The organism is Lysinibacillus telephonicus, assembly GCF_039654155.1.
GTDB lineage: Bacteria > Bacillota > Bacilli > Bacillales_A > Planococcaceae > Ureibacillus > Ureibacillus telephonicus.
In genome coordinates this window covers 534,357-546,013 of the sequence record NZ_CP155468.1, presented here as the reverse complement: position 1 = coordinate 546,013, position 11,657 = coordinate 534,357, and the positions used below count along the sequence as shown (strand labels likewise).

Below are 11,657 nucleotides of genomic sequence, written 5' to 3'. Positions count from 1 at the left end.
ATGCCGAATTAACTTTTTCTTTTAAGTTAATTCGGCATAACAAAATTGTTATTTTAAATTTATTTTGGTAAGAACAAAGTTAATGGTTTATTCTTTGAAAAACGATATGAATCTTGCCCATAATTAGCATAGAAACTAATATACCATTCGTGCACCTTCACTTAGGGCAACAAGTTGAATCGCTATAAATTTTTAAAAAGTATAGATGCTGAGTGAACAAAAAAATAAAGATGATAAAATAAGGGGATTTCTACCTCCTATTGCAGATACACTAAAGCCCGATTCATAAGAATCGGGCTTTTTTGCCTAGCGACGTCCTACTCTTTAGAGGATCTCCCTAAGATACTTTCACTAGATTATTTATTTAATTACTACGATTTATTTATGACCCGTACGGGATTCGAACCCGTGTTACCGCCGTGAAAGGGCGGTGTCTTAACCACTTGACCAACGGGCCAAAACATTATGTATGGCGGAGAAGGAGGGATTTGAACCCTCGCGCCGGTTACCCGACCTACACCCTTAGCAGGGGCGCCTCTTCAGCCTCTTGAGTACTTCCCCATATGGCTCCGAAGGTAGGACTCGAACCTACGACCGATCGGTTAACAGCCGATTGCTCTACCACTGAGCTACTTCGGAATATTGTTATGGTGGGCCTAAATGGACTTGAACCATCGACCTCACGCTTATCAGGCGTGCGCTCTAACCAGCTGAGCTATAGGCCCCTATTGGAGCGGGTGATGGGAATCGAACCCACGACATCAGCTTGGAAGGCTGAGGTTTTACCATTAAACTACACCCGCTTAATGGTGGGTCGAGACGGAATCGAACCGCCGACACTTTGAGCTTCAGTCAAATGCTCTACCAACTGAGCTATCGACCCATTTTAAATGGCGGTCCCGACCGGGATCGAACCGGCGATCTCCTGCGTGACAGGCAGGCATGTTAACCGCTACACCACGGGACCTTTTGGTTGCGGGGACAGGATTTGAACCTGTGACCTTCGGGTTATGAGCCCGACGAGCTACCGAACTGCTCCACCCCGCGGTAATATTAGTTATCAGATATAAACTTTGTCATAACGCATTAAGTAAATCTCGAACCGTCCCGATTTCGATAAGCCATTCAAGATGTCTGCGAAATCGTTATGCTGAAGCATTTCTACGAAGCTTATTCGTTCGTGCTCCACCCCGCGATAATATTATAAAATCAAATTTAAAGAAAATGGCGGAGGAAGAGGGATTCGAACCCCCGCGCGGTTTAACCCGCCTGTCGGTTTTCAAGACCGATCCCTTCAGCCGGACTTGGGTATTCCTCCGTATTTACATTTCAATGGTGGAGCCTAGCGGGATCGAACCGCTGACCTCCTGCGTGCAAGGCAGGCGCTCTCCCAGCTGAGCTAAGGCCCCAGAGTTATCGATTTTGAACTACTTCCTCGAAAATGGCTGGGGTACCAGGATTCGAACCTGGGCATGACGGAATCAAAATCCGTTGCCTTACCGCTTGGCTATACCCCAAAAATATATCTTAAAAGTTCAGTCTTAAATTTTAAATGGGGCGGCTGATGGGAATCGAACCCACGAATGCCGGAACCACAATCCGGTGCGTTAACCACTTCGCCACAGCCGCCATCATGCTTAAAAATAATGGCAGGGGCAGTAGGAATCGAACCCACACCAAAGGTTTTGGAGACCTCTATTCTACCGTTGAACTATGCCCCTATTTAATTCGCTAAATTTAAACTATATACTAAAAACAATGTATGTATTGGCGCGCCCGGCAGGAGTCGAACCCACAACCTTCTGATCCGTAGTCAGACGCTCTATCCAATTGAGCTACGGGCGCTAAATAAATGGTGCGGGTGAAGGGAGTCGAACCTCCACGCCTTACGGCGCTAGATCCTAAGTCTAGTGCGTCTGCCAATTCCGCCACACCCGCATTAATATTAAAACTGGTGAGCCATGAAGGACTTGAACCTTCGACCCTCTGATTAAAAGTCAGATGCTCTACCACTGAGCTAATGGCTCGAAAAAATGGTGCCGGCGATAGGAGTCGAACCCACGACCTACTGATTACAAGTCAGTTGCTCTACCAACTGAGCTACACCGGCATATATGGTGGAGGATGACGGGCTCGAACCGCCGACCCCCTGCTTGTAAGGCAGGTGCTCTCCCAGCTGAGCTAATCCTCCACATAAAAAATAAGCGAAGCGACGTCCTACTCTCACAGGGGGAAGCCCCCAACTACCATCGGCGCTAAAGAGCTTAACTTCCGTGTTCGGTATGGGAACGGGTGTGACCTCTTTGCCATCATCACTTCACTTGCACATGGATGTGCTGGCTTCGCCGTTGCAACAGGATGTTGCGCTCTTAGGCGAAGTTCCTTTATTTAATTGAGAGTTCGTTCTCTCAAAACTGGATAAAGACATTGAATACGTTCAAAATTTTGGTTAAGTCCTCGATCGATTAGTATTCGTCAGCTCCATGTGTCGCCACACTTCCACCTCGAACCTATCTACCTCATCGTCTTTGAGGGATCTTACTTACTTGCGTAATGGGAAATCTCATCTTGAGGGGGGCTTCATGCTTAGATGCTTTCAGCACTTATCCCGTCCACACATAGCTACCCAGCGATGCCTTTGGCAAGACAACTGGTACACCAGCGGTGTGTCCATCCCGGTCCTCTCGTACTAAGGACAGCTCCTCTCAAATTTCCTACGCCCACGACGGATAGGGACCGAACTGTCTCACGACGTTCTGAACCCAGCTCGCGTACCGCTTTAATGGGCGAACAGCCCAACCCTTGGGACCGACTACAGCCCCAGGATGCGATGAGCCGACATCGAGGTGCCAAACCTCCCCGTCGATGTGGACTCTTGGGGGAGATAAGCCTGTTATCCCCGGGGTAGCTTTTATCCGTTGAGCGATGGCCCTTCCATGCGGAACCACCGGATCACTAAGCCCGTCTTTCGACCCTGCTCGACTTGTAGGTCTCGCAGTCAAGCTCCCTTGTGCCTTTACACTCTACGAATGATTTCCAACCATTCTGAGGGAACCTTTGGGCGCCTCCGTTACCTTTTAGGAGGCGACCGCCCCAGTCAAACTGTCCACCTGACACTGTCTCCTACCCCGCTAAGGGGTATGGGTTAGAATTTCAACACAACCAGGGTAGTATCCCACCGACGCCTCCCTCGAAGCTGGCGCTCCGAGTTCTCTGGCTCCTACCTATCCTGTACAAGTTGTGCCAAAATTCAATATCAAGCTACAGTAAAGCTCCACGGGGTCTTTCCGTCCTGTCGCGGGTAACCTGCATCTTCACAGGTACTATAATTTCACCGAGTCTCTCGTTGAGACAGTGCCCAGATCGTTACGCCTTTCGTGCGGGTCGGAACTTACCCGACAAGGAATTTCGCTACCTTAGGACCGTTATAGTTACGGCCGCCGTTTACTGGGGCTTCAATTCAGAGCTTCGTGATGCCACTAACCCCTCCTCTTAACCTTCCAGCACCGGGCAGGCGTCAGCCCCTATACGTCACCTTACGGTTTTGCAGAGACCTGTGTTTTTGCTAAACAGTCGCCTGGGCCTATTCACTGCGGCTCTCTCACGAGAGCACCCCTTCTCCCGAAGTTACGGGGTCATTTTGCCGAGTTCCTTAACGAGAGTTCTCTCGCACACCTTAGGATTCTCTCCTCGACTACCTGTGTCGGTTTGCGGTACGGGCACCTCCCGCCTCGCTAGAGGCTTTTCTTGGCAGCGTGAAATCAGGTACTTCGCTCATACGAACTCCCCATCACAGCTTGGCGTATTAGGAAGCGGATTTGCCTACTTCCACGCCTTACTGCTTGGGCGCGCATAACCAACAGCGCGCTTACCCTATCCTACTGCGTCCCCCCATTACTCAAACGGCGGGGAGGTGGTACAGGAATATCAACCTGTTGTCCATCGTCTACGCCTGTCGGCCTCGACTTAGGTCCCGACTAACCCTGAGCGGACGAGCCTTCCTCAGGAAACCTTAGTCATACGGTGGATGGGATTCTCACCCATCTTTCGCTACTCATACCGGCATTCTCACTTCTAAGCGCTCCACCAGTCCTTCCGGTCTGACTTCAACGCACTTAGAACGCTCTCCTACCACGGACATCTAAGATGTCCATCCACAGCTTCGGTGAATCGTTTAGCCCCGATACATTTTCGGCGCAGCGTCACTCGACCAGTGAGCTATTACGCACTCTTTAAATGATGGCTGCTTCTAAGCCAACATCCTGGTTGTCTAAGCAACGCCACATCCTTTTCCACTTAACGATTACTTTGGGACCTTAGCTGGTGGTCTGGGCTGTTTCCCTTTTGACTACGGATCTTATCACTCGCAGTCTGACTCCCGTGTATAAATATCTGGCATTCGGAGTTTGTCTGAATTCGGTAAAGCGAGATGCCCCCCTAGTCCAAACAGTGCTCTACCTCCAGTATTCTTAATCACGAGGCTAGCCCTAAAGCTATTTCGGAGAGAACCAGCTATCTCCAAGTTCGATTGGAATTTCTCCGCTACCCACACCTCATCCCCGCACTTTTCAACGTGCGTGGGTTCGGGCCTCCAGTGAGTGTTACCTCACCTTCACCCTGGACATGGGTAGATCACCTGGTTTCGGGTCTACGACCACGTACTCATTCGCCCTATTCAGACTCGCTTTCGCTGCGGCTCCGTCTTCTACAACTTAACCTTGCACGTAATCGTAACTCGCCGGTTCATTCTACAAAAGGCACGCTATCACCCATTAACGGGCTCTAACTACTTGTAGGCACACGGTTTCAGGTTCTATTTCACTCCCCTCCCGGGGTGCTTTTCACCTTTCCCTCACGGTACTGGTTCACTATCGGTCACTAGGGAGTATTTAGCCTTGGGAGATGGTCCTCCCGGATTCCGACGGAATTTCACGTGTTCCGCCGTACTCAGGATACACTCAAGAGGGAATGAACTTTCGACTACAGGGCTTTTACCTGCTCTGGCGGACCTTTCCAGATCGCTTCGCCTAATTCATTCTTTTGTAACTCTTGTATTGAGTGTCCTACAACCCCAAGAGGCAAGCCTCTTGGTTTGGGCTCTTCCCGTTTCGCTCGCCGCTACTTAGGGAATCGAATAATTTCTTTCTCTTCCTCCAGGTACTTAGATGTTTCAGTTCCCTGGGTATGCCTTCATGACGCTATGAATTCACGTCAAGATACTGTTCCATTACGAACAGTGGGTTCCCCCATTCGGAAATCTCCGGATCAAAGCTTACTTACAGCTCCCCGAAGCATATCGGTGTTAGTGCCGTCCTTCATCGGCTCCTAGTGCCAAGGCATTCACCGTGCGCCCTTCATAACTTAACCTAATTGCGGCTTCCGATACACATCGCATTACTTCGTCAATTTCACTCGTTCGAATCCTCACGTACATAGGTACGCTCCGGTCCTCACTCGTTCATTTCCTTGTACTGCTCGTGTCTCGAAACCCTTGAAGTTAGTTACAGCTTTTCTATAAAGAAAAGACTTAAGAACTTACAATAAATTTCTTGAACTTTGTTTGTTTCAATGTCGTTTTATCCAGTTTTCAAAGAACGAAATTACTAAATTGAAGATAATTCATTTACATGAACTCTTCAAAACTGAACACAAAACGTTAATGTTAGTTGATCAAATCAACTATTCCGTAATGTCTAGCTTCAAACACCAGCTCGTACGCTGATTTCGCGCCTTCGTTCGAAAACAGGTTTTCGACTCAGTCGCTCCAATCCGCTATCGAGCTAAGCGGGTGTTTTCCGCTTTTCGACAAATCCTTAGAAAGGAGGTGATCCAGCCGCACCTTCCGATACGGCTACCTTGTTACGACTTCACCCCAATCATCTGTCCCACCTTCGGCGGCTGGCTCCAAAAGGTTACCTCACCGACTTCGGGTGTTACAAACTCTCGTGGTGTGACGGGCGGTGTGTACAAGGCCCGGGAACGTATTCACCGCGGCATGCTGATCCGCGATTACTAGCGATTCCAGCTTCATGTAGGCGAGTTGCAGCCTACAATCCGAACTGAGAACGGTTTTATCGGATTGGCTCCCCCTCGCGGGTTGGCAACCGTTTGTACCGTCCATTGTAGCACGTGTGTAGCCCAGGTCATAAGGGGCATGATGATTTGACGTCATCCCCACCTTCCTCCGGTTTATCACCGGCAGTCAGATTAGAGTGCCCAACTGAATGATGGCAACTAATCTCAAGGGTTGCGCTCGTTGCGGGACTTAACCCAACATCTCACGACACGAGCTGACGACAACCATGCACCACCTGTCACCGCTGTCCCCGAAGGGAAGGCTATGTCTCCATAGCGGTCAGCGGGATGTCAAGACCTGGTAAGGTTCTTCGCGTTGCTTCGAATTAAACCACATGCTCCACCGCTTGTGCGGGCCCCCGTCAATTCCTTTGAGTTTCAGTCTTGCGACCGTACTCCCCAGGCGGAGTGCTTAATGCGTTAGCTGCAGCACTAAGGGGCGGAAACCCCCTAACACTTAGCACTCATCGTTTACGGCGTGGACTACCAGGGTATCTAATCCTGTTTGCTCCCCACGCTTTCGCGCCTCAGCGTCAGTTACAGACCAGAAAGTCGCCTTCGCCACTGGTGTTCCTCCAAATCTCTACGCATTTCACCGCTACACTTGGAATTCCACTTTCCTCTTCTGCACTCAAGTCCTCCAGTTTCCAATGACCCTCCACGGTTGAGCCGTGGGCTTTCACATCAGACTTAAAGGACCGCCTGCGCGCGCTTTACGCCCAATAATTCCGGACAACGCTTGCCACCTACGTATTACCGCGGCTGCTGGCACGTAGTTAGCCGTGGCTTTCTAATAAGGTACCGTCAAGGTACAGCCAGTTACTACTGTACTTGTTCTTCCCTTACAACAGAGTTTTACGATCCGAAAACCTTCTTCACTCACGCGGCGTTGCTCCATCAGGCTTTCGCCCATTGTGGAAGATTCCCTACTGCTGCCTCCCGTAGGAGTCTGGGCCGTGTCTCAGTCCCAGTGTGGCCGATCACCCTCTCAGGTCGGCTACGCATCGTCGCCTTGGTGAGCCGTTACCTCACCAACTAGCTAATGCGCCGCGGGCCCATCCTATAGCGATAGCAGAACCATCTTTCAGCATTTCATCAGGAGATGAAATGAATCATTCGGTATTAGCCCCGGTTTCCCGGAGTTATCCCCAACTATAGGGCAGGTTGCCCACGTGTTACTCACCCGTCCGCCGCTAACATCTTAAGAAGCAAGCTTCTCATCAGTTCGCTCGACTTGCATGTATTAGGCACGCCGCCAGCGTTCGTCCTGAGCCAGGATCAAACTCTCCATAAAAGAAAATTTGATATAGCTCAAATTTTTGCTGGCATCATATTTGATGTCCAAAATTTTGTTTCGTTCACTGACGAGGGTCAGCTACTAAAAACTATATTTCATTAACGTTTTGTTGTTCAGTTTTCAAGGTTCATTTCCGTCGTTTTAGTGACAGGAATTATATTATATAAAATAGCATCGCGTTTGTCAATAACTATTTTAAAATATTTATTCACGTCACATCGACAGGAACTTTATTATATCACCATAACTTTAGAAATGTCAACAACGTTTTAATTCTCTTAAATTCTAAGTTGAATCAACATTTAATAGTTTAGCGACAGCTCATTAATATTATCACTAACTAAACAAAAGTGTCAACACAAAAATAATAAAAAATATTCGTTTTCCTACTATATATATTGAATTGAATATTTATAAATTAAGAAACAGAGACTAGTAAAAGAAAAACTGTGTTCACTAGTTCAAATCTTTATATTCAAGAAATCAAATTATACTTTCCATCAGTTTATTTTATATAAAAAAACTATTTCTCTAAGTACAACGTTTTGGGTAACTCAAACTTGTTACCTATGTCAAAATGATAAATCAAAAAACTCATTACTAATTTACAGTTTAAATGGGTTTGTCCTATTCTAAAGCCAAATATTTTTAAAGAAACCGACTGTGCTCACCTACTAGGTATTACTCTCCTTATCAAGTAATCTTTAATTTTCCCTATTCCACTCGAGGAACCAAATCAGAATTCCTATTCTAATTTTAAAATACCTCCCACTACTCAATCTAAATTCACTCGAATTGAACGGTCTAGAGTCAAACCTTCTTCTGTAACAATCGTGTCATATGCCAAAACCTGTACCCCTGCTTTCACAGCTAGTTGTAAGGCATCCGCAAAGGCAGGATCTGTTTCCCTATTAGGAACAAATTCATAGCATCCTTTTAATTGTACGACAAATAGAATTGCACACGTATATCCTTCTTGAGCAGCTTTTGCTAGTTCTAATACATGTTTTGTTCCTCTAGTAGTCGGTGCATCTGGAAACATGGCGATACCGTTTTTCTCAAGGGTTACCCCCTTCACTTCAATAAATCCCTTTTTATTTTCCTGTTCAATATAAAGATCAAATCGGGATGCGCCATATGTTACCTCTCTTTTTACTGTTTTGACCATCCCGATTTCCGGTATTTTCTCTTTCTTAAGAGCTTCAAATGCAACAATATTCGGAGCCTGAGAATCAATGTTTACCCAACGGCCATTTTTCTCTACTGCTATGAGAGAAAACTTTGTCTTTCTTTCTGGATTATTACTCTGCTCTAATAGAACTTCCGCACCTACTAGAAACAGTTCCTTTAAACGACCTGTATTTTTAATATGTACTCTTTCATTTACTCCATTTATAGTAACTTCAGCAATAAATCGATTAATGCGACTACCAAATTGACCACGTACCATTTTTTGATACTTCATCTTTTCACTTCCCAATTACTTTCTTAACTACTACTTATACTTCAATCTTTTTTATCATTTTGTCTATAAACTAGACAATTAACAATCGGCCACAATTCTACTATAGGTTGACTCATCACATATAATAAACAATTTTGCATCTTTAGGTATTTGTTCATGATTGCGTCGGGCAATATCTAGGGAGCTGCCTTCCGAGATTAGAATTGCCCCCATATCAAATAGTTCGATGGCAGCTTCCCGGTACGTATTCCAATGGGGTCTAGCCTGAATTTCATATAAATTTTCCCCATCAGTATTACTTAAAATTTGCTTGAATAATTTGCTGGAGCCATGATGAAGAGCAGCTTGTGCCATGAGTCGTGAAACCGAATCGTTTGATAAAATAAATTCATCGACATTTGCATGTTCGAATAAGGCAATATGTTTATCTTTTTTCACTTCCACAATGGTATAGATATTTTTCTCATATTTCTTCGAGATATGCTCCACTCTAGAAGCTGTTAGCAACGTTTTTCCGTCTGCATACTCTGCAAAATTTTGCTGATCATCGGAAAAGATGGCTACGGATTTAGCTTCCAAAATATTTGCCTTCAAAAGAACCTCTTCTTCCGCCGGATTACCGCTGATGAAATGAACATCGTTATGATCAATAGGGCATCTCTCTGCGTGATCAATGATGACCACATCCTCTTTATAGTCACTAATCATAATCTCTTCTACTACATTTTCCAATTTCTCTTTGGATGATCCGATTAAAATATAATGTTCCTTTCCCGAGTAGGTCAATCGCCCCTCCTCCTTCATTTTTCGATATGCGCTAAAGCTTTCAAACACCTTCCCAATGATAATCCCCATTCCACCGATGCCAACAGTATAAAGGAGAATCATCGTAAATAGTCTTCCAAAGTCGCTCTCAGGAAAATAATCGCCATATCCAACCGTAACAAGAGTCGTCATCGTCCACCATACCGCATCGAGGAATCGAGGGAAGGTTTCCGGCTCTACTAATCTCATGGTTATACTGCTAATTAATATGAGGGCAACGGTTAATATTGCCGCCTGCAGAAGGCTAATTTTCGATATTTTAGAGAATATTTTATGTAGAATCCACATTCTTCTTATCCTTCTCCTTTAAAAAGTCCCACAGGCAAGTAATAGGAAAGATTATTCGTAATCGTCCCCCCGACTCTATAGCCTAATGCAGCCGGTTTCCCGTTAACTAAAAAGCTGCCTAAAAGCAGTTTGCCCTGTTGGATGCCCTTTTCGCTTTGAAAAGTGATGGTTGGATGCTCTACGAATTGCTGATATACCGGGATGAAATCCGAATACGTTCGTTGCGCATCCTGATGAATTAACTGACCATGCTGATTAAATATTTCCACTGTGTCGCCTTCTCTCCCAAAGGATGGTTTTTTCACAAAAGGCATACCTTTTTGCAATAATTCATCTGGTTCAAGATAAGTCGGAAGAAAGTAATCCTCTATCCACTTATGCTCCTGCTCTGTAAAGAAAGGATGGTTTTCTTCATGCAGACCCCAAATGATTGCCTGAACCGCTTTATTTTGCAATAAAAATGCTGAGGGAGGATTTATTAGCGCCAACTTCCCCTCTTCAACTAACTCTAATAACCACCTGCCAATAGGGTTTCCATTATCATCTTCATCCGTTATTAAGCTTTCAATCGGGAAAGTTTGCCGATAAAGAATATCGATTTTCACCCCATCTTCATCAAATAGACCGACTCCTCTTTGAATTTGCAGTTTATGGAGAGGCGTAAATTTAGATGGTACGCCCCTTTGAAGAAACAGTACCGTTTCCCTGTCCTCGATATTATCCTCGTGTGCAGTAAAAACAACATGGGGCGCTGGATGATTTATACTTTCATTGATGCTGTGACGAACTGCTTTTCGTAAAAGCAGTTCCATTCCTTCATTGGGGTTGGCTACTCCAAATTCATTGCAGACTAAGCTATTAATAGAAAACAATTCTTTTATAAAAGTTGGTGTATCAGCATTGATTTCAATGCATTTATAACTATCGCCATATGGAATTAAATCCAGCCGAGAAATAACACTCTCGGCTGGAATCGTTTTTAGCCTTAAAAAAGAAAGGGTCTCTTTTGGGAATCCCATTTCTAGTAAAGTTTCATCAGGCACATTTCGAAGCAAAGAAGCACTTTTAAAAAAGATGGCACCAATCCGCTCACTAATTAGACGAATACTGGAAACCTCGTCTTCTTTTATAAGCTTGATATCATAAAGGGCATATTCTTCCCCGTATAAATCAGCCCAAAAACCTTCTATATTTTCATAGAATTGGCGTCGTTTCGTATGATAATCAAATGATTCGCTCACTATACTCCCTCTCCTAAATCCTTGACATATACTACATAAACTCCCCGATCTTCATCAATTTCAGTAGAGGAGACGAGCTTTTGTCCGATGCCCGGTATATCCACAACATCCTTTAAGAGATAGCGCAGAACATCGAAATGGGTAGGACAAGGAATGCGGGATAACAAACGGAAATTGTCCCGTTCATCAGGACTGCGGAATTCGATATGCACTCCCATACCGCGAAAACTTCTTTCATCTTCCCCGGGATAATTCCTTCCGATTTCTTTTATAACTAAAATTTCTTCTTCCCCATGCATTTCATTGGAGGTCAGCTCGTATTGAGTCCCTCTTAAGATGAAGTACGTACATAGCTGCCGTGCGTAAAATTCATCAATTCCAACGTTTTTAGCCGTATATTCATAGAATGGCTCGTAATGACCATTCCCTTTATCAATATAGTAAGTTAATCCTTTCAATGTCCTTC

Annotated in this window: 4 protein-coding genes, 18 tRNA genes and 3 rRNA genes; all 25 read right to left on the bottom strand. The window is 45.3% G+C overall.

The genetic code is table 11. From position 1 onward, the window contains the following. Positions 1-385: 385 nt before the first annotated feature. The 25 genes from MKY04_RS02625 to MKY04_RS02505 all read right to left on the bottom strand — a co-directional run bounded on the left by MKY04_RS02625 (position 386) and on the right by MKY04_RS02505 (position 11,649). Positions 386-457: transfer RNA gene (locus tag MKY04_RS02625), tRNA-Glu, on the bottom strand. Between the two features lie 13 nt (positions 458-470). Next, positions 471-561, bottom strand: a tRNA-Ser gene (locus MKY04_RS02620). 3 nt (positions 562-564) lie between these two features. Further along, positions 565-639, bottom strand: a tRNA-Asn gene (locus tag MKY04_RS02615). A 9-nt stretch (positions 640-648) separates the two neighbouring features. Then, positions 649-725: transfer RNA gene (locus MKY04_RS02610), tRNA-Ile, on the bottom strand. Between the two features lie 4 nt (positions 726-729). Beyond that, positions 730-803 (bottom strand) — tRNA-Gly (locus MKY04_RS02605). 4 nt (positions 804-807) lie between these two features. Then, positions 808-883 (bottom strand) — tRNA-Phe (locus MKY04_RS02600). A gap of 8 nt (positions 884-891) precedes the next feature. Beyond that, positions 892-967, bottom strand: a tRNA-Asp gene (locus MKY04_RS02595). A gap of 3 nt (positions 968-970) precedes the next feature. Then, positions 971-1,047, bottom strand: a tRNA-Met gene (locus MKY04_RS02590). Positions 1,048-1,225: 178 nt separating this feature from the next. Continuing rightward, positions 1,226-1,318, bottom strand: a tRNA-Ser gene (locus tag MKY04_RS02585). A gap of 15 nt (positions 1,319-1,333) precedes the next feature. Next, positions 1,334-1,409, bottom strand: a tRNA-Ala gene (locus tag MKY04_RS02580). A gap of 33 nt (positions 1,410-1,442) precedes the next feature. Beyond that, a tRNA-Gln gene (locus tag MKY04_RS02575) sits at positions 1,443-1,517 on the bottom strand. 36 nt (positions 1,518-1,553) lie between these two features. Further along, positions 1,554-1,629 (bottom strand) — tRNA-His (locus tag MKY04_RS02570). An 18-nt stretch (positions 1,630-1,647) separates the two neighbouring features. Continuing rightward, positions 1,648-1,721 (bottom strand) — tRNA-Trp (locus MKY04_RS02565). A gap of 47 nt (positions 1,722-1,768) precedes the next feature. Further along, a tRNA-Arg gene (locus MKY04_RS02560) sits at positions 1,769-1,845 on the bottom strand. An 8-nt stretch (positions 1,846-1,853) separates the two neighbouring features. After that, positions 1,854-1,938: transfer RNA gene (locus MKY04_RS02555), tRNA-Leu, on the bottom strand. A gap of 14 nt (positions 1,939-1,952) precedes the next feature. After that, positions 1,953-2,027: transfer RNA gene (locus MKY04_RS02550), tRNA-Lys, on the bottom strand. A 7-nt stretch (positions 2,028-2,034) separates the two neighbouring features. Beyond that, positions 2,035-2,110 (bottom strand) — tRNA-Thr (locus MKY04_RS02545). Between the two features lie 5 nt (positions 2,111-2,115). Next, positions 2,116-2,191: transfer RNA gene (locus tag MKY04_RS02540), tRNA-Val, on the bottom strand. A 13-nt stretch (positions 2,192-2,204) separates the two neighbouring features. Beyond that, a 5S ribosomal RNA gene (gene rrf / locus MKY04_RS02535) occupies positions 2,205-2,320 on the bottom strand. 125 nt (positions 2,321-2,445) lie between these two features. After that, positions 2,446-5,367, bottom strand: a 23S ribosomal RNA gene (locus MKY04_RS02530). Positions 5,368-5,817: 450 nt separating this feature from the next. Beyond that, positions 5,818-7,369 (bottom strand): 16S ribosomal RNA (locus MKY04_RS02525). The 16S, 23S and 5S rRNA genes sit together here with 18 tRNA genes alongside, the layout of an rRNA operon. A 778-nt stretch (positions 7,370-8,147) precedes the next feature. Then, positions 8,148-8,837, bottom strand: coding sequence for a DNA/RNA nuclease SfsA (gene sfsA, locus MKY04_RS02520; protein WP_126294973.1), 690 nt, complete (start codon positions 8,835-8,837; stop codon positions 8,148-8,150). 78 nt (positions 8,838-8,915) lie between these two features. Next, the gene (locus tag MKY04_RS02515) at positions 8,916-9,950 is read right to left on the bottom strand and encodes a potassium channel family protein (protein WP_126294971.1); all 1,035 of its coding nucleotides are present in this window, start codon (positions 9,948-9,950) and stop codon (positions 8,916-8,918) included. 5 nt (positions 9,951-9,955) lie between these two features. Next, positions 9,956-11,191, bottom strand: coding sequence for a glutathionylspermidine synthase family protein (locus MKY04_RS02510; RefSeq protein WP_346235264.1), 1,236 nt, complete (start codon positions 11,189-11,191; stop codon positions 9,956-9,958). Further along, positions 11,191-11,649: an RNA helicase gene (locus MKY04_RS02505; RefSeq protein ID WP_346235263.1), complete on the bottom strand. Its 459-nt coding sequence runs from the start codon at positions 11,647-11,649 to the stop codon at positions 11,191-11,193. Before MKY04_RS02505 ends, MKY04_RS02510 begins: the two co-directional genes overlap by 1 nt. Positions 11,650-11,657: the final 8 nt, after the last annotated feature.